16 protein-coding genes are annotated in these 21,066 nt (G+C 68.6%); 9 read left to right on the forward strand and 7 right to left on the reverse strand.

All coding sequences use genetic code 11. The features are described from left to right. Positions 1–498 precede the first annotated feature (498 nt). A complete protein-coding gene (locus ACZ66S_RS32320; protein ID WP_469905254.1) occupies positions 499–2,259 on the forward strand; it encodes a S8 family peptidase in 1,761 nt (586 codons plus the stop codon). 343 nt (positions 2,260–2,602) lie between these two features. Here the strand turns inward: ACZ66S_RS32320 and ACZ66S_RS32325 are convergent, their stop codons facing one another. Beyond that, complete coding sequence (locus tag ACZ66S_RS32325) at positions 2,603–3,619, reverse strand: LacI family DNA-binding transcriptional regulator (RefSeq protein WP_469905104.1); 1,017 nt, start codon at positions 3,617–3,619, stop codon at positions 2,603–2,605. Positions 3,620–3,901: 282 nt separating this feature from the next. On the opposite strand from ACZ66S_RS32325, the gene ACZ66S_RS32330 reads away from it, so the two are divergent. The 4 genes from ACZ66S_RS32330 (at position 3,902) to ACZ66S_RS32345 (ending at position 8,807) form a co-directional block, all read left to right on the forward strand. Next, positions 3,902–5,212: an ABC transporter substrate-binding protein gene (locus ACZ66S_RS32330; protein ID WP_469905105.1), complete on the forward strand. Its 1,311-nt coding sequence runs from the start codon at positions 3,902–3,904 to the stop codon at positions 5,210–5,212. A gap of 104 nt (positions 5,213–5,316) precedes the next feature. Beyond that, positions 5,317–6,288 (forward strand): carbohydrate ABC transporter permease, encoded by a 972-nt coding sequence (locus ACZ66S_RS32335; protein WP_469905106.1) that lies wholly within the window; start codon positions 5,317–5,319, stop codon positions 6,286–6,288. Positions 6,289–6,301: 13 nt separating this feature from the next. Next, the gene (locus ACZ66S_RS32340) at positions 6,302–7,243 is read left to right on the forward strand and encodes a carbohydrate ABC transporter permease (RefSeq protein ID WP_469905107.1); all 942 of its coding nucleotides are present in this window, start codon (positions 6,302–6,304) and stop codon (positions 7,241–7,243) included. A 91-nt stretch (positions 7,244–7,334) separates the two neighbouring features. Further along, positions 7,335–8,807 carry a GH1 family beta-glucosidase gene (locus ACZ66S_RS32345; RefSeq protein WP_469905108.1) on the forward strand — a complete coding sequence of 491 codons (1,473 nt, stop codon included), beginning with the start codon at positions 7,335–7,337 and terminating at the stop codon, positions 8,805–8,807. 293 nt (positions 8,808–9,100) lie between these two features. Here ACZ66S_RS32345 and ACZ66S_RS32350 read toward each other — a convergent pair whose 3' ends face one another. Continuing rightward, entirely contained in the window at positions 9,101–9,643 is a 543-nt protein-coding gene (locus ACZ66S_RS32350) for an SMI1/KNR4 family protein (RefSeq protein WP_469905109.1), read from the reverse strand. A 477-nt stretch (positions 9,644–10,120) separates the two neighbouring features. Here ACZ66S_RS32350 and ACZ66S_RS32355 point away from each other — a divergent pair, with 477 nt between their 5' ends. The 4 genes from ACZ66S_RS32355 (at position 10,121) to ACZ66S_RS32370 (ending at position 15,065) form a co-directional block, all read left to right on the forward strand. Then, complete coding sequence (locus ACZ66S_RS32355) at positions 10,121–10,669, forward strand: hypothetical protein (protein ID WP_469905110.1); 549 nt, start codon at positions 10,121–10,123, stop codon at positions 10,667–10,669. 522 nt (positions 10,670–11,191) lie between these two features. Continuing rightward, positions 11,192–11,893, forward strand: coding sequence for a DUF4232 domain-containing protein (locus ACZ66S_RS32360; protein WP_469905255.1), 702 nt, complete (start codon positions 11,192–11,194; stop codon positions 11,891–11,893). Between the two features lie 336 nt (positions 11,894–12,229). After that, positions 12,230–13,750 carry a hypothetical protein gene (locus ACZ66S_RS32365; protein ID WP_469905111.1) on the forward strand — a complete coding sequence of 507 codons (1,521 nt, stop codon included), beginning with the start codon at positions 12,230–12,232 and terminating at the stop codon, positions 13,748–13,750. Positions 13,751–14,135: 385 nt separating this feature from the next. Further along, positions 14,136–15,065 carry an aminoglycoside phosphotransferase family protein gene (locus ACZ66S_RS32370; protein WP_469905112.1) on the forward strand — a complete coding sequence of 310 codons (930 nt, stop codon included), beginning with the start codon at positions 14,136–14,138 and terminating at the stop codon, positions 15,063–15,065. Between the two features lie 123 nt (positions 15,066–15,188). Here the strand turns inward: ACZ66S_RS32370 and ACZ66S_RS32375 are convergent, their stop codons facing one another. The 5 genes from ACZ66S_RS32375 to ACZ66S_RS32395 all read right to left on the reverse strand — a co-directional run bounded on the left by ACZ66S_RS32375 (position 15,189) and on the right by ACZ66S_RS32395 (position 20,778). Then, on the reverse strand, positions 15,189–15,932 hold the full coding sequence (locus ACZ66S_RS32375; protein WP_469905113.1) for an SOS response-associated peptidase: 744 nt from the start codon (positions 15,930–15,932) through the stop codon (positions 15,189–15,191). 252 nt (positions 15,933–16,184) lie between these two features. Further along, positions 16,185–16,661 carry an SUKH-3 domain-containing protein gene (locus ACZ66S_RS32380; RefSeq protein ID WP_469905114.1) on the reverse strand — a complete coding sequence of 159 codons (477 nt, stop codon included), beginning with the start codon at positions 16,659–16,661 and terminating at the stop codon, positions 16,185–16,187. A 140-nt stretch (positions 16,662–16,801) separates the two neighbouring features. Continuing rightward, positions 16,802–17,866: a sodium:calcium antiporter gene (locus ACZ66S_RS32385; RefSeq protein ID WP_469905115.1), complete on the reverse strand. Its 1,065-nt coding sequence runs from the start codon at positions 17,864–17,866 to the stop codon at positions 16,802–16,804. Between the two features lie 315 nt (positions 17,867–18,181). After that, on the reverse strand, positions 18,182–19,735 hold the full coding sequence (locus tag ACZ66S_RS32390) for a glycoside hydrolase family 30 protein (protein ID WP_469905116.1): 1,554 nt from the start codon (positions 19,733–19,735) through the stop codon (positions 18,182–18,184). 278 nt (positions 19,736–20,013) lie between these two features. Further along, complete coding sequence (locus ACZ66S_RS32395) at positions 20,014–20,778, reverse strand: amidohydrolase family protein (protein WP_469905117.1); 765 nt, start codon at positions 20,776–20,778, stop codon at positions 20,014–20,016. Between the last annotated feature and the right edge of the window lie 288 nt (positions 20,779–21,066).

The following is a 21,066-nucleotide window of genomic DNA, read 5'->3' on the forward strand; positions in this document are numbered from 1 at the left end:
GCGGAAAGTCCGTCAGTCCCCGCCCACCGTGCGCGAGCGAGCCGCCCCACATGCACAGCCTCGCCCTCGCATCATGACCAGAAGCCGGCCCGGAGTCCGGCCCGAAGTCCGGAGCTGAGATCGCACCACAGCCCCACCCGAGGACAGCATGTCGCCGACGGCCACCGGGGTGTGGGGGCGGGGTCAATGCGGCCGCCCTGTTCGGCGCTCAGTGCGGGCAGCACGGCCGGCACCAGGTCGGCGGCGTACGCCAACGCGCGGTAGATGTCACCGAGCTCCCGGTGGAATCCGACCCCCAGCGCTCCGGAATGAGTCACTTTTCAGCCATGCCTCCGTGACATCCCTGCACGGAAAGATACTTTCGCGCATCGGCATGCACCTGACATCTTGCATTCACCATTCGTTTCGTACGATCCGGCCGATGCCCTCGGCGCGGCCGGACCGTCTCCGGAGGACGCATTGACACCCCACATATTCAGCCGCCCCAGACGCACGCTGGTGATGGCGGCCACGCTCGGCGCCGCCCTCGCGTTCGGCGCCCCGGGCGCCCTCGCCGGCACGCTGCCCGTCGTCCCCTCCGGCGCGCCGGCCGCCAAGGCCCACGCTCCGGCCGCCGCGCCGGCTTCCGAGAGTGCGAGCTGGGTGGCCGGCACGCGTGCCTACCTCGTGATCACCGCCCCCGGTGACAGTTCGGCGGTCCGCTCGGCGATCACGGCCAACGGCGGCACCGTCTTCTCCAACTTCGACGCCATCGGCGTCATCGTCGCCCACTCGGCGTCCAGCTCGTTCGCCGCCACCATGCGCGGTGTCGCCGGCGTGCAGCAGGTCGGCGCCACACGTACCTCGGACGTCCCCGCCGCCGCCTACAACCCGGCCCTCCCGCCCAGTCCGTCCCAGGCCTCGACCCCGGCCGGAGAGCCGGTCCGGGCCGACATGAGCCAGATCAAGGCCGACCAGGCCTGGGCCGTGAACCCGGGCTCCGCGGCCGTCAAGGTCGGCATCCTGGACACCGGCGTGGACGACCAGCACCAGGACCTGGCGCCCAACTTCGACGCGGCCGACTCGGTCTCCTGCGCCTACGGCAAGCCCGACACCCGCGCCGGCGCCTGGCGGGACGTCGACACGCACGGCACCCACGTAGCGGGCACCGTCGCCGCGGCCAAGAACGGCAAGGGCGTCGTCGGCGTGGCACCCGGGGTGAAGATCGCCGCGGTGCGGGTCGCCGAGCCGGGCAACTCCTTCTTCTTCGCCGAGAACACCATCTGCGGCTTCGTGTGGGCCGGTGACCACGGCTTCAAGGTCACCAACAACAGCTATTACACGGACCCGTGGCAGTTCAACTGCCCGGACAACATCGACCAGGCCGCCATCATCGAGGGCGTCAAGCGCGCCCAGGAGTACGCCGAGAGCAAGGGCTCCCTCCAGATCGCCGCCGCGGGCAACGAGAACTACGATCTCGCCCACAAGACGACCGACTCCGCGAGCCCGAACGACTCGACGCCGGTCACCCGCACCATCACCAACGCCTGCCTCGACATCCCCACCGAGCTGCCCGGCGTGGTCACCGTCGCGGCCAACGGCACGGGCGTCACGAAGGCCTCGTTCTCCAACTACGGTCAGGGCGTCATCGACGTCGCGGCGCCGGGCAGCAACGTGTACTCCACCGTCCCCGGCGGCGGCTACGGCAGCAAGAGCGGCACCTCGATGGCCACCCCGCACGTGGTCGGCGTGGCGGCACTGATCGCCAGCGCCAACCCGGGCATCACCCCGGCCCAGATCCGCGCCAAGCTGGCCGAGCAGGCCAACGACATCGCCTGCCCCTCGGACAGCCGCTGCACGGGTACGACGGCCAACAACGCGTTCTTCGGCGAAGGGCAGGTCGACGCCCTCAAGGCCGTCGGGACCACCCCGCCGCCCGGCAAGTACTTCGAGAACCTCGCGGACTTCGCCGTCAACGACAACGCGACCGTGGAGAGCCCGATCGCCGTCACCGGTGTGACCGGCAACGCCCCGGCCACCCTCAAGGCCGGTGTGGACATCAAGCACACCTACATCGGTGACCTGAAGGTCGACCTGGTGGCACCGGACGGCACCGTCTACACGCTGCACAACCGCGCCGGCGGCAGCGCCGACAACATCGCCCAGACCTACACCGTGAACGCCTCCTCGGAGGTTGCGAACGGCACCTGGAAGCTGCGCGTCAACGACAACGCTTCCTCCGACACGGGCAAGATCGACGCCTGGAACCTGACCTTCTAGCGCAAGGCCCGGCACCACCCGCGTACAGCATGCACAGCGCCGACGCCGGCTCCGCGTCCGCCGCCGCGGACAAGGCGAGCTGCGAGCTGTTCGGCCGGCGTGCGAACTGCTGGGCGGCAGAGGGCATTTGGGCCCCGGCAGTGGTGCAGGCCGCGCTGGGGCCACCAGGCCGGAGGCCTCCGGAAGGGCCACGGACGGCTGGGAGCCGGTGTCCGACTCCCCGCCTGCCTTCCAAGCCAGATACGGGGTGGTGTCCGCGCTGACAGTCCGGTCAGCGCGGACACCACCGCGAGGAGTGACAGCCAGCTCGAAGCGGCCCGTTCACCAGCACGCCCTCACCGACTCATGACGAGTCGCGTACGACCAACTCCGTGGGCAGCGTGACGCGCCGACGCGGCTTCTCGGGATCGCTGATCTCCTCCAGGAGGATCTGGGCGATCATGGCGCCGATCTCCTCGACGGGCTGGCGCACGGTGGTGAGGGGCGGGTTGGTGTGCCGGGCGATGATGGAGTCGTCGAATCCGACCACGGCCACGTCGTCGGGGACCCCCCTCCCCTGCCTGCGCAGCTCTGCCAGAGCCCCCGCCGCCATGACGTCCGAGGCGACGAACAGGGCGTCGACCTCGGGGACCCGTTCAAGGAGTGAACGCATCGCCGCCGCGCCGCCCTCCTCGGTGAAGTCGGCCGAGGTCACGAGCCGGTCCGTGGCATCGTGGCCCGCCTTTTCGAGGGCCTCGCGCCAGCCCTGGAGCCGGCTGCGCGCCACGTCCATGTCGAGCGGTCCGCTGATGGTGGCGACGGTGCGACGCCCGCGCGCGAGGAGGTGGTTGACGGCCGCCGCGGCCCCGCCCGCGTTGTCGGAGTGCACATGGCTGAGCGACTCGTCGGCGGAACGGCGTCCGGCGAGCACCGTGGGCAGCCCCATGTCCTCCAGCAGCCCCGGCAAGGGGTCGTGTTCGTGCACCGAGACCAGGAGCACGCCGTCGACACGCCGTTCCGCGACCGACTGGGTGAGCTGGTCCCGTTCGGCCTGGTCGCGTACGAGCACCAGTTGGAGTTGCGTGCGGGTCTCCGCGAGGGTGGTGCTGACACCGCGGATGACCGCCGAGAAGTAGGGTTCCGAGCCCAGTCTGCTCTCCGACTCGGGGATCACCAGCGCCACGGAGTTCGTCCGGCTCGTCACCAGACCCCGGGCAACCGAGTTCGGGACGTAGTTCAGCTCGGCGATGGCGGCGAGCACGGCGGCCCTCGCCTTCTCGCTGACGAGCTCGGAGCCGTTGATGACTCGTGAAACCGTGGTGCGTCCGACGCCGGCGCGCGCGGCCACGGTGATGATGGTCGGCCGTTGCCTCTCCCCCATGACGCCTCCCTCGCTCGGCGATGCCCCGACGGCTTTCACCTGCGCATTGTGCCAGACCTGAGGAGGGTGCCCTCAGGGTCCCGGGGCGGGCCCGCGACATCTTTCGGCAACGAAGTGGATTCAACTTCTTGACAGAGACCTTACGTGGCGGACAGGCTGCGGACTCCTGGGTGGGCACGTTCCCACCATCGATTGGGAACGTGCCCACTGGACAAATCATCCCTTCGGGGCGAGCTGTGGGCTCGAACTCCGGTGCGTCAGCGCCGCCGCTAGGAGGACGAAATGGACAAGTTCCGAAGGAAGTTCCGTACGAGGCTCGTGGCCGCCGTGTCGGTCGCGTCGGCACTGGGCCTGGTCGTGGGCTGTGGAGGCAGTGACGGCGGGACCGGTGGCGGCAAGAAGGACGGCAAGGTCACCATCACCATGGGGCTCTTCGGCGTCATGGGCTTCAAGGAGACCGGTCTGCTCGACAAGTACATGAAGGAACACCCGAACGTCGTCATCAAGGCGGACGTCGCGGGCGACGAACAGACCTACTACACCGCCTTGCAGACCCACCTGGCCGCGGGCAGCGGACTCAAGGACATCCAGGGCATAGAAATTGGTAGGGCCAAGGAACTGTCCGACACCCAGAAGGACAAGTTCGTCGATCTGGCGGGCGTGGCCGGGACGGACCACTTCCTTCCGTGGAAGCAGAGCCAGGTCACCACCGCCGACAAGAAGGTCATCGGTCTCGGCACCGACATCGGCCCCATGGCGGTCTGCTACCGCAAGGACCTCTTCCAGCAGGCCGGCCTGCCCACCGACCGCGACGAGGTCGCCAAGCTGTGGGAGGGCGACTGGTCGAAGTACGTCGACGCCGGTAAGCGGTTCAAGCAGAACTCGAAGGACGACAAGGTCGCCTTCATGGACAGCTCCAGCGGCCTGTTCAACGCCATGATCTACGGCAACTCCCAGCAGTTCTACGACAAGCAGGGCAAGCTGATCTACGCCACCAACCCCGTCGTGAAGGACGCGTGGAAGCTGGCCTCCGAGGCGGCCACCTCCGATCTGACCGCCAAGCTCCGCCAGTTCCAGCCCGGTTGGGACCCCGGTCTGGCCAACAGCACCTTCGCCAGCACCGTCTGCCCGGCGTGGATGCTCGCGCACATCAGCGAGAAGGCGGGCCCCAAGAACAAGGGCAAGTGGGACGTCGCCAAGGCACCCAAGGGCGCCAACTGGGGCGGATCGTTCCTCGGGGTGATGGAGAAGAGCCCGGTCAAGAAGGAGGCGCAGGACCTCGTCGCCTGGCTCACCGCGCCGGAGCAGCAGGCCTACCTCTTCGAGAAGATCGGCAACTTCCCCTCGTCCAAGACCGCGTTGGAGATGCCCGCAGTCGTCGACGCCAAGTCGGACTACTTCAGTGGCGCCCCCATCGGGAAGATCTTCGGCGCCGCGGCCCAGGAGATCCCCGACGAGCAGGTGCTCGGCCGCAAGGACGGCACCATCAAGGACATCTTCTCGCAGGGCCTGACCCTGATCGAGGCGCAGAACAAGAGCCCGAACGAGGCGTGGAAGACCACTGACGAGCGCATCGAGAAGGCCGCCGGCTGACCTGGGGCCCTTGCCCGCCTCCGCCCGGCGACCCGCGCACCGCCCTCCCCTGGGTCGCCGGGCCCCTGCCCGCCTCTCCCTCCCTCCAGGAAGGACCCCTTCCGGTGGCCATCTCCACCTCGACACCCCCAGACGCTGCGCCCGACATAGGCGCCGAGCGTCAGCGGCGCCGTACGCTGCTGCACCGCCTCGACGTCCGGGGAGCGCCGTACGCCTTCGTCGCCCCGTTCTTCGTCGTGTTCGCCGCGTTCAGCTTCTACCCGCTCATCTACACCTCGTGGATCTCGCTGCACCGCGTCGAACTGTCGACCCTGAACCTCATGGAGTGGGTCGGCTTCGACAACTACACGGCGCTGTGGAACGACGACCGGTTCTGGAACGCGCTGTTCAACACCTTCACCATCGGCGTGCTGTCGACCGTGCCCCAGCTCCTGATGGCGCTCGGGCTGGCGCACCTGCTGAACTACCAGTTGCGCGGCTCGACGTTCTTCCGCGTCGCCGCCCTGACGCCGTACGCCACGTCTGTCGGTGCCGCGGCCCTCGTGTTCACGATGCTCTTCGAACGCGACTTCGGCATGATCAACTGGATGCTGAGCCTCGTCGGTGTCGACAACATCGACTGGGAGAACAACAAGTGGGCCGCGCAGACCGCGATTTCCTCCATCGTGATCTGGCGCTGGACCGGCTACAACGCGCTGCTCTACCTCGCGGCGATGCAGGCGATCCCACGCGACCGCTACGAGGCCGCGGCCATCGACGGGGCCTCGCGGTGGCAACAGTTCCTGAAGGTCACCGTTCCCGGCATCCGTTCCACCATCGTGTTCACCATCGTCCTGTCCACGATCGGCGCCACGCAGCTCTTCGGTGAGCCCCTGATCTTCGGCCAGGGCCCGAACGGCATCACGGGCGGAGCCGACAACCAGTACCAGACGCTGGGTCTGCTGCTGTACGAGGAGGGCTGGAAGAACTACCAGATGGGCCGGGCCGCCACCGTCGCCTGGGCGATGTTCCTGCTGCTCATTCTCGTGTTCGTCGTCCAACGAATCGTCAAGCGCGTCATCACGCGCAGGACCTGACCGGGAGATCTCCATGACCACAGACAGCATCCCGGTCCAGGCGGCGGACGCAGGCCCCAAGCCCGTGCGGAAGACCCGCCAGACCACCCCGCCCGGTATACGGCGTCACCGTCTGTTCCGACACCCGGGTGCCGGACGCCAGCACCACGCGGGCCCCGTCGCCTACATCCTGCTGGGCTTCGCGGCGCTGGTCTCGCTGTTCCCGCTGTACTGGACGATGGTGGCGGCGTCGACCGACAACACACGCGTCACCCAGACGCCCCCGCCCTTCCTGCCGGGACCCCATCTCCTGGACAACCTCGGCAAGGCCTGGCAGGACGCCGCGCTGGGCAAGGCCATGCTCAACAGCCTGATCGTGGCCGGCGTGATCGCCCTGTCCACGGTGCTGTTCGCCACCCTCGCCGGGTTCGCGTTCGCCAAACTCCGCTTCAAGGGCCGCAACATCCTGCTGATGCTCGTGATCGGCACGATGATGGTGCCGCCGCAACTGGGCGTCGTACCGCTGTTCATGATGATGACGGAACTGGGCTGGGGCCAGAAGCTGCCCGCCGTCATCTTCCCCACGCTCGTCAGTGCCGTCGGCGTGTTCTTCATGCGGCAGTACCTCGCCGAAGCCCTGCCCGACGAACTCGTCGAGGCCGGCCGGGTGGACGGTGCGCACTCCCTGCGCATCTTCTGGAGCATCGTGCTGCCGATCGCCCGGCCGCCCATGGCCGTACTGTTCATGATCACGTTCGTGCACGCCTGGAACGACTTCTTCTGGCCCTTCATCGTGCTCGACATGACCAACCCGACGGTCCCCGTCGCCCTCACCCAGCTCAGCGCGGGATACGTGCGCGACCAATCGCTGATCATGGCGGGCGCCCTGCTCGGCACGCTGCCCCTGCTCGCCCTCTTCATCGTCTTCGGCCGTCAGATCGTCGGCGGAATCATGCAAGGAGCGGTCAAGGGGTGAACGCCGTACCCCCTCCCCCGCCGCCGCACCCCCTCGACGGCGCCCCACCGCTGCACCACTCCCGCCCCGCACGCCACCTGGAAGGACCCACGTGAGCACCGTAGCCCGACGCGTCGCCCCCGCCCCCGCCCCCGTCCTCAAGAACACGACCGTCCGCACCTTTCCGCAGGGATTCACCTGGGGCACCGCGACCGCCGCCTACCAGATCGAGGGGGCCGCCTCCGCCGACGGACGCACCCCTTCCATCTGGGACACCTACTCGCACACACCCGGCCGGGTGCGCAACGGTGACACCGGTGACGTCGCCACCGACCACTACCACCGCTGGCGCGAGGACGTCGAGATCATGGCCGACCTCGGCGTGAGCGCCTACCGGTTCTCCCTGTCGTGGTCGCGCGTGCAGCCGACCGGCCGCGGCCCGGCCGTCGAGAAGGGACTCGACTTCTACCGCGCCCTGACCGACGCACTGCTGGAAAAGGGCATCGAACCGGTCGTCACGCTGTACCACTGGGACCTCCCGCAGGAGTTGGAGGACGCCGGCGGCTGGCCCGAGCGCGCCACCTCCGACCGGTTCGCCGACTACGCGGCCCTTGCGGCACATGCTCTGGGAGACCGGGTGAAGACCTGGATCACCCTCAACGAGCCCTGGTGCAGCGCCTTCCTCGGCTACGGCTCGGGTGTCCACGCACCCGGTCGCACCGACCCGGTCGCCGCCCTGCGGGCCGCGCACCATCTCAACCTCGCCCACGGCAAGGCCGTTCAGGCCTTGCGCGCCGAACTGCCCGCCCGCGCCCAGACGTCCATCACCCTCAACATCCACCACGTCCGCGCCTTGACCGAGACAGCCGAGGACCTGAACGCGGCCCGACAGATCGACGCACTGGCCAACCGCGTCTTCACCGGCCCGCTGCTGGAAGGCGAATACCCCCAGGACCTCCTGCAGGACACGGCCAGCCTGACCGACTGGGCCTTCGTGCAGGACGGCGACACCGCCACCATCCACCAGCCGCTGGACTTCCTCGGCGTCAACTACTACACGCCTACGCTCGTCTCCGCCGCCACCGGCGAGGCCAGCCACGGCTCCGACGGCCACGGCGCGAGCGAGCACAGCCCCTGGCCGGGCGCCGACGACGTCGCCTTCCACCGGCCGCCGGGCAACACCACCGCGATGGGCTGGGCGGTCGACCCCAGCGGCCTGTACGACCTCCTGACACGCCTCAAGGCGGACTTCCCCACCACGCCCCTGGTCATCACCGAGAACGGAGCCGCGTTCGACGACTACGTGAACCCCGAGGGCGAGGTGTCCGACCCCGAACGCATCGACTACCTCCACGGCCACCTGTCGGCCGTGCACCAGGCCATCAGAGCCGGCGTGGACGTCCGCGGCTACTTCCTGTGGTCCCTCCTCGACAACTTCGAGTGGGGCTACGGCTACAGCAAGCGCTTCGGCGCCGTCTACGTCGACTACCCGACCGGCAAGCGCATCCCCAAGGCGAGTGCGCGCTGGTATGCCGATGTGGCCCGGACGGGCGCGCTGCCGGAGGGGGGCGGCGGGGGCCGGTGACCCTGGGCTGGGCGGCCGTCGGGGCGTGCCCGGAGTCCTGACCGGGATGGCTGACGGTGAGGTGTTCGAGGGTTGCCCCGGCCTGTCCGTCCGCTCCGTTCGCAAGCCGGACCGGACCTGGATCCGGTTTCCGAGCCTGCTGCCGCTGCGGTCACGGTGAGGGACGTCGCGGAGGCAGACGACGCTGCACTGGCCGGCTCAAGCACCGGGCCCTGACTCCTATGCTCCGCTCCGAGCGGGTGCCAGCCCTCCCACCGTCGCCTCGGCAAAACGAACCGGTCAGTAATGAGCGTTCACTGCCACCAGTCGTTGCCGGTGCGCCAGTGCTGCACCCACTCTGTGAAGCTCCAAGCTTGATCGCCGGGCGTCGGGACGGCACCGACATCGGCGATCATCCACACCTCGCCACGGCGGGGGCCAGTGGTCAGCAGGAGCCAGAACGACTGCCCGTCCTCGGACCCGAGAACGATGGACCCCTTGTTGAACGCGGCGTCGATACGCTGGTCCTGGAGCTCGCCACTCTCCTCGTCCTCCCAGGACCAGGCCGCCTCCAGAGGGAACGGCTCTCCTGGCTGCCTCGGGCCCAGGTCCGGCCACGCGCCGGGCAGCCAACCGAGCGGCTGGAGACCACCGTCACCGGCGGGGCCGAGGCTGGACCCGTTGCTGATCTCCGCGATGAACGTCCTGTACGGCTCCGGCAGCGCCACGCCGTTCTCCCGCTCCCAGTCCGCTACGCCTTCGTGCCCGAGCGCAGGCTCGCGCCATTCCGGCGGAAACACGGCACGCAGGAGGTCAAGAGTGGCTTCGGATGGACGCTGATCACGTCTGTCTGTCACTCGAGCATGCTGACAGAAGGGGCTGACACTCCTTAGCGGCTGCCTTACTCCGCAGGCGCCCCTCAGCGGCCGCGACACCGCTCACCGTCTGCCCTCCGCGTGGGAGCGCAAGCACGCGGAGAGTCGCTCAACGCAGGTGCGGCACCTGTGCGTTCACGCGCTGCATGGTCGCCGCGTTGCTGCCGTCTTCCGCGTTTCCAGAGCAGGCGGCGGCACTTGTCGGCGCCGTAGCCTCTATTGACGTATACGCGCCGCAGCTTGTTCCGGAGACGTCTTCGCCGTCCGCGGATCGTAGGGAGACCGCGGAATGTGACTCGCGTACCCACCGAGACGACGTTCCAGGTGTTAGCGCTGGAGTCTGAACTTCGTGCCGCTGGCTTGCGTTTCGCGTGCGGCCGGCCGATGCGCCCGGTGGCGTCAACCGACCGAGAAGCCGTCCCCAACAGGGCTGTCAGTGCCCGTTCGTAGGATCCTGGCATGTCTGATGCCTTCACCGTCCTGTGGACCCACGACACGTGCCGTGCCCTGCGCAAGGCAGGTCGCGTGGGCGAGCGGCCACCAGTCGCCTTCAGCGGCGCCCACTCCTCTCTACCCGCTTGGTCGGGAGCGCGCGCCGGGGACGAGGTCTACGCGCTGCACGTGAACCGGGGTGAGGTCCTGATAGTGAGCTGCATGCGAGTGGCCGGCATGGGAAGAAGCGATTGCTGCGGCGCCGCTCCCACGACGTGGCAGGACCCTGGATTTCCTGGGCACGACGACTGGTCGGCGCTCGGTGCCAACGGCTGCGGGGCCGAGGCAGTGCACGTGGAAGCCACCCCCGTGCGCTTCGACGTGCCGATACCCGGCGACCTCTTGGGCAGACTCACCTGGCGCAACCGTCGAGGCCAGACCCGTGGCCTGAAGTACGTGGTGGACGGCCGCCTGGAGCGTGCGGTCAGCCTCCAGGGGTTCTATCGTCTGACGCCCGAGTCGGCCAGCGATCTGGCAGCGGTCCTCGACAAGGCGGTCCCTGAGTACAGCGAATAGGACCGCTCTCCTGATCTGCCCCGTGACCTGCGCCTTCTCGCGCCTGGGGTGCCTTTAGACCTTTCGGCCGGCGAACCTCTCTCTCAAGGCACCACATGGTGTCCTTGGTGGACGTGCCCTCGACGGTCCGTCTGGCCTCGTAGTCCAGGGTCCGTTGTTCCCCCCCCTCGCCCGCCGCCCGGGATCTGCCCTCCCACCCCTTCTCCCTCCATGCGGCGCAACTTGGGGGGCGCAGGTTGGATGTCGGCCTACCGGCTACCGCCTGACCAACGTGAGGACTGCGCGTGCACAGGGCGCCGCCGGTAAAGACGGGGAAGGCCGGCCACCGCCAGCCAGTCGGGTTTCCGGAGGGAGAGGGAGACGTGCGGCGGTGGTTGTGGCCTGATTTCGTCACCGGTGGGTCACAGGGTGGAGTGCGGGAGAACTGCCGGCTCCACGGCTCTGTCTGGTTCGACGGGGGCGGCGAGAAGCCGTGCTCCGGACACCTGGGAGTCGGGGGACAGCATGCGATACGTGAACGGGATGCGCGGTTCGGCGGTGGCGGTCGTCGTGGCCTCGGCGGCACTGGCGGTGGCGGGATGTCAGCCGGGCGGGGGCGGTGCGAGCGCCGGTAGCGGAGACGGCGGTGTAACCCCGTCCGGGGCCGTCAATTCCGCCGCCGCCTCCATACCGGGCGCCGAGAAGCCTGGCAACTCCGCCCCCGGTTCCTCCACGTCCTCCGGCCCTTCGACGCCCGCCACCTCAGCACCTGCATCGTCCGCACCGGCTTCAGGCGGTTCGGCGGCGACTTGTTCCGCGGGCAGTCTGCAGGCGACCGCCCGTCAGGCGGCCGTGCGGCCGGCCGGTACGGGTACCGGGGCAGTCGTAGTCGAGTTCACCAACGTGTCCGAACGGACGTGCGTCCTCAAGGGGCACCCCACGGTTGCCGGCGCCGGTAACGGCTCCCCCGAGATGAACGTGCCCCTCACCGTCAAGCCGACCGGAGCCGCAGCCTCAGTGAAGGTGGCTCCCGGCGGCAAGGCATGGGTGAAGCTGACCTTCGTGCAGGTGCAGGGAGAGGGCGACGGATACTGCGTCTCCGGTTCAGCGCCCGTGATCTATCCCACGATGGTCGTCCGACTTCCGGGGTCCGGCGCATACCAAGTGGCACTGGACGACGGGCAGTTCGCCGAGTGCGACGACACCCTCACCGTCACCGCCGTATCAGCACTCAGGCCTGCCTGACCGGTCCCAGGCGCGGGTGCCAAGGGCCCGGCCGCCGTACGGGCCGCCACCGGCTCAACGGGTTCACTTGTGGCGTGAGTTCTTGCGCCCGGCCGTGCAGTGTGCTCCCCCTTGCCCGGCCGCGCCGGGGGAAGCGCGGCTCAAGCCAGTCGGGCGAGAGCGGTCGGCAACCAGGAGACACCGCCTGGTCCAAGTGAGGATGGACCCTCTGGGCGCCGTACTTCCGAGATCCTCTCGCCACGTGGTCCCGTGCCCTGCGGACGGAGCCGTCGGCAAGCGCCGCCGCGGTCGCAGTCGAACGGCCGGATACTGGAGGCGAGGTGACAGGATGACGCAATGTCCGACTCTCTGCACGAACGTTGGCTGCGCGGCATCGCCTTCAACCCGGCAGCACCCACCGACGTGCTGGTACGCCTGCTGGATCCAGCGGCCGGTGACGCCGGCCTGCTGATGTGCGAGGGCCGGCACCTGCCCGACGCCGTCATCGACGCTGCCCTGCGCCATCCGTCCACACTCGTCCGCCGCGCGCTCGCACGCAACCAGTACGTCGACGCGGCGCGTCTCGCCCCCCTGGCGTCGGATCCGTCGGGACTCGTACGCGCGAATCTTGCTTCTGGTCCCCGTGACTTCCCGCCACGGGTCCGACCGCTGCCGGACGACATCCTCATCACCCTCCTCATGGCCCAGGACGGAGGCGAGGACAACAGAGTCACCGCGAAGGAGATCATCGGGGCGCTCGAATCGTCCCGGCAGATCCCGCTGCCCTTCTTCCGCTCCATCGCCGGCCACGAACAACCCCGACTGCGAACAGTTTCCACGTGGAGGTGGGGGTCTCTCACGCCGGCGCAGCGGGCGGCACTGCTCGACGATCCGGATCCCGGTGTCCGTGAAGCGGCTCAGTGCCGTAACTGGGCGCTGGACCCGGAACGGGTGGAGGCCAGACTGCCGTCCTTCGGCTCGCGCAACACCTTCGTGCTCGCCACATGTGCCCTGTCCCCCGCGCTCGTCGAGCGGTGTTTCGCGGACGGCACGGTGCTCCCCTTGGCACAGAACCCCCACACCCCGGCCCACGCCCTCGCCCGGCTCGCCCGCCACCCCGACGCCGCGGTCCGCGCGACGGTCGCCGCCCGGCCCGACGTGGGGCCGGACCTGGCCGCGGAGTTGAGGTCGGACCCGGTCGCGTACGTACGGACGTGCGCGCGCCTGCACCTCGTCACCCGCACCTGGGCGCAGTTCTGGGCGATCGACCAGGTCGTCGGGCATGGTCCCGACTGCACCTGTCCGATCGGCGAGCCGTTCACCGACTCGAAGACCGACCCGGCCATCGGGCCGTCCCCTGACTGGTTCGCATCCTGTGCGCTGTCAGAGGAAGTGGTGCTTCGCCGGGTTGCGGCCAACTGGCCGGGACTGCCGGCCCAACTCGCCGAGACTCTCGCGCAGGACGACGACGAAGAGGTGAGGATCCGGCTCGCCCGCCAACACCCGCTGGCTCCGCCGCACCTCCTTTTGGACGTCTTCGTCACCCGCCCGGCCCACCGTCCGTACCTGCTTGAGCTGCCCGCGTTCCCCGGTACCGGCCGGGCCCAGCTCATCGACCACCCGGACCCCGAAGTACGGGCCCTGGCCGCTGCCGATCCCGCTACGCTCCACCCCCCGGTGGAAGACCCCGACACGGCGGTACGCCAGGCAGCGGCCACCAACCCCAGCCTGCCACCACAAACCCTGGAAACCCTCCTCAACGACCCCCGAACCGCTGTGGGTGCCGCATCCAACCCGTCCCTGCCCGCGCCACGTATGCACGCACTCCTCGACCACTGCCTCGACAGCACCACCCCGCCGCCAGCCATCCAGCGCTGACAAACAGCCCAGCCGTGGTCTGGGCGACGTGCGTCTCGTACGCCGGGTGTTGGGGTTGGGCTCGAATTCGTGTCGCCGTGCCGGTGGAGCCGGGACACAACCCCGCAAACGGTGACCGCGCAGGCGAGATCAGCCTCAGTCAAATGTCGGCCTGTCGTCGCCTGGTACTGCCTAGTATCGCCTGCCCAATCCAAGTCGAAGCTCGGCAGAAGCGGCAACGACCTGCGGCATCGTCGGTCGACGCCCAGGCACATCTCGGCTACGCGCACCGATCGGGTGGCGGACCAATACGGCTGTCATGTCTGTGTCTGCTGTGCGGTCGCGCCGTACAGGGGTTCCCGAGAGTCAGGTGCTTCCGGCTGCCGCCTCACTACTGTGACTTCGTATGACCGACACCGCGATCGAGATCACCGCAGACCTGGTCCGCGACCTGCTACTGGAGCAACATCCAGACCTTGCAGAGCTGCCCATCCGGGAGGTCGTGGGCGGTTGGGGCAACCAAATGTGGCGTCTCGGGGACGAGTTGGCCGTACGCATGCAGCGGATGGATCCCACGCCGGAGCTCCAGCTCAAGGAGCGGCGGTGGCTCCCGGTACTGGCCCCGCGTCTGCCGCTCCCGGTGCCGACTCCGGTGCGGTTCGGCGAACCGTCCCCGCGCTTCCCCAAGCACTGGACCGTGATGACGTGGGTCCCCGGCGAGTCGCTGGACCGCGCCACCATCAGTCGCGGCGTCCACGCCGCCGACACGCTTGCGGGCTTCCTCCAGGCGCTCCATGTGGAGGCGCCCATCGACGCACCGATCGCGACGGACCGCGGTGGCCATCCCAGGGACTGCACGAACGGCTTCGAGCACTTTCTTCAGGCCGTCGCCCTGGACGACATCGCTGCTGACGTCCGGGCTGTCTGGGACGACGCCGTTGCGGCCGGCGCGTGGGAAGGCCCGCGTGTGTGGGTGCACGGCGACCTCCATCCCGCGAACGTCGTCGTCTCGGAGGGAACACTCTCCGGCGTCGTCGACTTCGGCGACATGTTCGCCGGCGATCCAGCGTGGGACCTCGCCGCCGCATGGGTGCTGCTGCCCGCGGGCGCGGCCGGGCGGTTCTTCGACACGTACGCGCATGCAGACGAGGCGGCTATCCGGCGCGCCCGCGGGCTGGCCGCTGTGAAGAGCCTCTTCCTGATGCTCATGGGACAGAACGGAGACCGGGGTCTGCCCGGCGGCAGGCCGCACTGGGGACCTGCAGGCCGGGCGGCGCTTGAGCGTGTTCTGCAGCAGGACGTTCGACGCATGCGTAAGGAGCTCTCGGGGATGTAGCGAGGTTGGCTCCCTCGCTACGGGGGAAACGGCGGAGCCAGCCTGCATCCACTGAGACCTATACGAACTCGACGTGCGCGTTCCTGGCGAAGTCGGCTGCCGGCGACCCGCGGCCCGCGCGTTCTAGGCGGCTTGTTCCTCGAGGAGGTGCGGGCCGTTGTTGCGGACGTTGTTGACGGCGGTGGAGACCAGGCGGGCGTGCAGGTGGCCCTCGGCCGGCTGGCCGAGCAGGGACCGCAGTTCGTCGGGGTCCTGGTGGGCGGGGTCGAGCCAGGCGTCGTAGTGGTCCGGGGTGAGAGCGAGCGGCATGCGCGGGTGGACGCGGCCGGCGGCGTCCGTGGCTTCGGTGGTGATGATGGTGCAGGTCATGAGCCAGGCGGCGGGATCGTCGTCCTCCTTGACGGCAGGGTCGCGCCAGTATTCGTACAGTCCCGCCAGGGCCATCACCTGGTCGTCCTCGGGGTGGATGAAGTACGGCTGTTTGCGGCTCTTGCCGGTGTCAGGGTTCTTGATCTGCTCCCACTCGTAGAAGCCGTCGGCGGGCAGCAGGCAGCGGCGTCGTGTGAAGGCGCGGCGGTAGGCGGGTTTCTCGTGCACCGTCTCCACGCGCGCGTTGATCATCCGGGCGCCGATCTTCACATCCTTCGCCCACGACGGCACCAGACCCCAGCGCAACGGCCGCAGCTCCCGCTCCACAGACGTGTCCTCGTCCCCGTCGCGGGGTGTGCGCTCGAGAACGGCCCACACCTCGTCGGTCGGGGCGACGTTCCAGTTCGGCGCGAGCGTCTCTTTCGGCGGGACGTCTGGCACTTGGAAGAGCGGGGCCAACTCCTGGGGACTGCGAGCGGATACGTATCGACCACACATACCACCACTGTCGCACTAACGGAGTACCACCTGCACGCATACGGCGCGTTGGCACGCCGCCGCCGTCTGGTCAAAGCCGATGTCGTCGGCGCGGTCCACCAGCACAGCAGCAGGATCTCTGGGGTGGTGGCTGCAACCGACCGCTTGCGGCCACGACGGTTACGGCGACCACGGCAGCGGCGTCGGAGACGAGAGCCACCAGCGGCGCTGCAATGCACACGGAGCAGCCACACCAGCCACCGCAGGATCGCCTCAAGCGCCGGGGAGGCAGTTGGCCAGCCAGTCTGCTTGTTCCGCACGGCTGCTGCCGGCATCGCCGTCCACCACGTAGGCCAACGCCTCAGCGAAGGTCGATCCCAGGGGCCAGAGGATGTTCGGGCTGACAGCGACGACACGCCCGCTGGCGGCGACGTATGACCGGAACTGGGCCGACCAGGTACCCAGAGGACTGTAATTCTCCGTGTAGTGGTGCCTCAGCTTGGATGCTTCCGCGGCGGTGTCGACGCAGGCGTCCACGGGGTCTATGTGCAGTGACGAGGCAGGAATGCGAGCGGGACGGCTCTTGATCGTCAGCTCGCCGAACTCGGCCCAGACCCCGACCGCCGCGTCATTGAGCTCGAACCCGGCGGCTGTCAGTTGCCGTACCCAATCTCCAACGGCGATCTTGCGTCCACCTGCCCATCCGGCAGCACGAAGCGCGTCCAGTACCCATGGACGACAGCTCGTCAAGGACTCACTGATGTGTTCTGTACGCCCTCCCCATCTTCTTCTTGGCCATGTCCGTTGCCTGAAGTCTCCCCCACATCGCGACCAGGCCACCGGGCAACGGCAGGGGGCAGTACGACGCCGGGCGAGGACGGTGTGCTGGATCAGGTGGCGATGGAGGCCAGGCCGGCGATTCCCACCAGGTAGACGACGACAGCCGTGACGCTGTCGATGCCCATTCGCGCGTACTGTCGTTGCGGCCGGAAGACGAGGCCTGCCATGTAGATCACGGTGAGGATGATGCCCAGCGCCGTGAGGTAGATGTCGGTGTCGTGCGCGGCGGGCAGCACGGGCTTGCCGGAGATGACCGTGGCCAGCAGGAAGAGCACGGGAAGGAAGGCGTTGCCGCCGAAGATGTCGCTGATGGCGAGTTGGTGGTCGCCGAGCTTCGTGGAGGTCAGGCCCGTGGAGACCTCGGGCAGGGAGGTGGCCGCGGCCAGGACGGTCGCGCCGAACAGCACACCGCTCAGCCCTTGGCGGGCGAAGAACTCCTCGCCGCTTCGTTCGATGACCACACCGGCGACGAGCGTAGCGAGGGCCGCCGCGGCGAAGATCAGCCCGGCGCGGCCGGTATGCACACTCTTGTCGGTGGCGGCCTTCTCCTTCTTTCCCCGGGAGTGGCCGCGCGGTTCGGGCTGGCTGTCCGGGGCGTCGCCGCCCTCCCGCCACGGCAGCCCGCGACTGGCCCGATTCAGCAGCACGAGTCCGACCACCCACAGGACGGCGATCGCCACGGACGCCGGAGCCAGCCGGCCGGCGTGCAGGTCGGGCGAGAGCTGGGTGCCCATGACGACCACGGCCAGGATCACCACCACGAGGGCGCCTTCCAGGACCAGTTGGAGGCTGGCGGCGACGCGGGTCAGTGGGACGCGCGGACGGACTCCAGCGGCGTCCAGGACGGCCAGGACGATGGTCTGAATGGCGATGCCGCCGAGAATGTTGCCGACTGCGACGTCCAACTGGCCTGCCAGGGCTGCCGAGACGGTGATGGCGATCTCGGGCAGGTTGGTCGCCACGGCGAGGAGGATCAGGCCGCCCAGCGCACTGCCCAGGTGAAGACGCTCGGCGAGTACATCGGTCGTGTCGGACAGTTTGATGCCCGCGTACCAGATGACGGCCGCGCTCACGACGAACAACAACAGCAGAACCGGCGAGCTCAAAGATCCCATACGCCGGCGAGTACCCGACGAGGGTAGTGAGCTGGCATAAGCCTGCCCACGGAAAGGTCAACGTCTGGCACAAGCTCCGTGGAGTTCGTCAATGAGGGTTTCCAGCCAGTGCCGATGGTGTCGGCCCACCCTCACCGGCGTTGCACGAGCCCCGAGCACCGAGCACTGAGCACTTAGCCCTTGAGGCAACTCCGCTGCGACACCCGCCGCATTCACGCCGTCAAGGCCATCCTGGTCCCCCACGTCCCATCGGCACGTGGGAGACCAGCCCACCGCATGACGCATCGTCAGCGCCCGGCAGGTACCGGATCAGCGTCAGTGAGTGGATCCGGAGGGGGTCTTCCAGCGGTAGGTGGCGAAGGAGCCCGCGGGGACAGTCGTCACGAACTGCCGTCCGCCCACCTTCACTCGGACCGTGCGGTCGGCCGTGGAGCTGTTGCCGAGGACGGCGACGTAGCCGCTCTTGCCGGAGCGGTAGACGACGTTGCTCACGCCGTTCTGTGCGGCGCTGGACTCCAGGCGTACGTCACCGGGCGAGAGGTACTTCGCGAACTGCCCCATGGCGTACAGCTCGTCGCGGACGGTGAAGTCCTTGGTGTTGGTGTTCACCTTCACCAGCCGGTTGGGCCACTTGGTGGTAGCCGCCACCTCGTCCCAGTCGACGTTGTTGTCGCGGGCGGGTGTCCAGTGAAGTGTGCCGCCGTCCTGGTCGGTGGTCTGGGCCCACAGGATGTAGGAACCGGCGTCGAGGCGGAAGTAGTCGAGGATGGTCGACGGTGACAGGTCGCTCGTCTCCGTCATCTCGACCGGCTTGCCGGTCTGCTCGTAGGCATCGCGCATGACGGTGGGGTCGCCCCAGTAAGGATGGAAGGCGATGGCGTCGGCCGCCTTGCGCACCTGCTCGCCCTTCACCGAGCCGTCCGGCGCGTCGTCGAAGATGCGGTGGTAGTTCTTGGTCGTCGTGCTGTTGGGGTCGCGCCAGTCCCAGAAGTTGAAGTCGTGCACGTACAACTTGGTCTTGAGCCGGGCGGAGGCGACCTCCCGCTTGATCGCCAGGGCGAGCTTCTGCTGCTGGGCGATGCTGATGTCCATGGCCGGGTATACGACGTCCATGCCGGGCTCGTTGAGCAGCGTCAGCGCGTCGACACGGATCCCGTGGCGGGCGTACGCCTGGACGTACTTGACGTAGTAGCGGGCGAAGACGTCGATGCAGTCGTCGCGCAACTTGCCGACCTGGTAGTAGTCGGTGGTGCTGCCCGGCTTGAGCGCGACTTCGCCGACGAATCGGTTGTTCGTCTTCATCCACGCGGGCGCGCTCCACGCCGAGGCGAAGAACGTGGCGCGCGGGTTGTAGTGCTGGATGAGCTTGATCGTGTCGATGATGTGCAGGTCGACGTCGCGCTGGATCGAGAAGTGCTTCAGGCCGAAGTCGTCCCGCACACCTGCCGGCAGGTCGTCCTCCGACCAGAACGGCAGGTGCTCGATGAGGTCGGGGCTGCCGATCGTCAGTCGGAACCGGTCGAGGCCCGCGCCGTGCACCGGGTCGACGAGCAGCCGTATGGCCTCACGGCGCTTGGCGGGCGTGAGCTTCCACAGATTGGACACGCTGGTCTCGTCGAGGGAAAAGCCGATGCCCTCGTACTGCTGTCGCAGGGCGTGTGTGTCGGCTACGACGGTGGCGTCGACGGGTGCGGAGGGCGCCCCCGTTCGAACGGCCGGCAGCGTCTGCCAGGCGTGCGTCGCCCCCGCCGAGAAGGTCCCGGTCACGGCGTTGCCGCGGCCGGCCGGGGCAGAGGCGTCCCGGTCCGCGTGGGCGGCAGGACCTGTGCCGATCAACACGGACAGTGTCGTGGCCGTGATGGCCGCCATGGTGGTGAAAGTACGTCTCACAGTCCACAACTCCCCACTCAAGCTGCACCGTTGCGAAGCGATCCAAGCAATGTCCGCAGTGTTAAGTCAAGGCTTGAATAAAGACGTGAGATGTCGAAGCGGAATTCAGTCCGCGACCTTGAGCCGGGGGCGGACGCCCTGTGGGCCCCTGAAGCCCGTTGCCAACGTGCACCGGCGCTGGACGATCAACGATCCGCGCGACGCTCATCGTTGGACAGCGAAGGACGGCAGAGCGCGTCTGCCGCAGGGCTTTGGCATCACTGCCGGGCCGGAGGCGGGAGTACCTTTCCGGCGAGGACGATGGTGTTGGGGCGCAGCAGGGCGCTGATGTCGGACAGTGGGTCCCGGTCGACGATGATGAGGTCGGCGTCGTAGCCGGTGCGGATGCGGCCCTTGCGGTCACCCAGCCCGCAAGCCTCGGCCGTGACCGACGTCGCGGTCGCGAGCGCGTCCGCCGTTGACATGCCACCGGCCACCAGATCGGCGACGGCCAGCGGCAGGATGCCGTGGGGCTTGCCGGGGTTGATGCCTCCGTCCGTCCCGGAGATGACCGTGACCCCCGCACGGTGTGCGCGGACGACCTGTTCGGCGCGGGTCTGAAGGTCCATGCCTGCCTTGCGCAGACGGTCGAGCAGATGCGGCGGTGGTACCGCCCCCGGGGCTCGGCCGAGGGTGGGGCACACGACGATGTGCTGCGCGGCCAACGCCGAGATCGCGTCCTCTGGCACGTGCACACTGTCGGCGGTCAGAAAAGTGCAGTGTTCGATCCCGTCGACGCCGGCCGCGATCGCGTCACGGATCGAGACCAGGGCGTGCGCGTGGGCCGTGACCGGGAGCCCCACCGCGTGTGCCTCGGCGACTACGGCCGCGAGTTCCTCAGCGGTGAACTGCCCCCGGTCCACATCTGATCCGGGGGTCATCATGCCCCCACTCGCCATTACCTTCACGACGTCGACACCCCGCTCCGCCCGCTCACGGACCGAGGCCCGGAGCTCGCCCAGCCCGGATGCCGCGCCGCCCATGTTCGAACAGTGCCCTCCCCTGCTCGTGATCGGCGGTCCGGAGGCCAGGACCGTAGGCAGCCCTTCACGGGCTTGAGCACGCCAGTCGACGACAGACCACGCCTTGTCACCCAGGTCACGACGGTGGTCACACCGGTCGACAACTGGACCCGCAGCGATTGCTCGATCGTGCGCGACAGCTCTTCCGGAGAGAAACCGCCCAACCGTTCCAGCGCCCCAGGCCCTGAATCGCCAACCAGGTGGACGTGGGCGTCAATCAGGCCCGGCAACAGGGTCCCGTCGGGTCGC

The sequence above is a fragment of the Streptomyces sp. NPDC107471 genome (assembly GCF_055582845.1).

Excerpts from the sequence above, each read along its gene's own strand:
- ACZ66S_RS32325 (WP_469905104.1), bottom strand. The coding sequence starts at position 3,619 with ATGGGGGAGAGGCAACGGCCGACCATCATCACCGTGGCCGCGCGCGCC.
- ACZ66S_RS32330 (WP_469905105.1), top strand. The coding sequence starts at position 3,902 with ATGGACAAGTTCCGAAGGAAGTTCCGTACGAGGCTCGTGGCCGCCGTG.
- ACZ66S_RS32340 (WP_469905107.1), top strand. The coding sequence starts at position 6,302 with ATGACCACAGACAGCATCCCGGTCCAGGCGGCGGACGCAGGCCCCAAG.
- ACZ66S_RS32355 (WP_469905110.1), top strand. The coding sequence starts at position 10,121 with ATGTCTGATGCCTTCACCGTCCTGTGGACCCACGACACGTGCCGTGCC.
- ACZ66S_RS32360 (WP_469905255.1), top strand. The coding sequence starts at position 11,192 with ATGCGCGGTTCGGCGGTGGCGGTCGTCGTGGCCTCGGCGGCACTGGCG.
- ACZ66S_RS32365 (WP_469905111.1), top strand. The coding sequence starts at position 12,230 with ATGTCCGACTCTCTGCACGAACGTTGGCTGCGCGGCATCGCCTTCAAC.
- ACZ66S_RS32370 (WP_469905112.1), top strand. The coding sequence starts at position 14,136 with ATGACCGACACCGCGATCGAGATCACCGCAGACCTGGTCCGCGACCTG.
- ACZ66S_RS32375 (WP_469905113.1), bottom strand. The coding sequence starts at position 15,932 with ATGTGTGGTCGATACGTATCCGCTCGCAGTCCCCAGGAGTTGGCCCCG.
- ACZ66S_RS32385 (WP_469905115.1), bottom strand. The coding sequence starts at position 17,866 with ATGGGATCTTTGAGCTCGCCGGTTCTGCTGTTGTTGTTCGTCGTGAGC.
- ACZ66S_RS32390 (WP_469905116.1), bottom strand. The coding sequence starts at position 19,735 with ATGGCGGCCATCACGGCCACGACACTGTCCGTGTTGATCGGCACAGGT.
- ACZ66S_RS32395 (WP_469905117.1), bottom strand. The coding sequence starts at position 20,778 with ATGGGCGGCGCGGCATCCGGGCTGGGCGAGCTCCGGGCCTCGGTCCGT.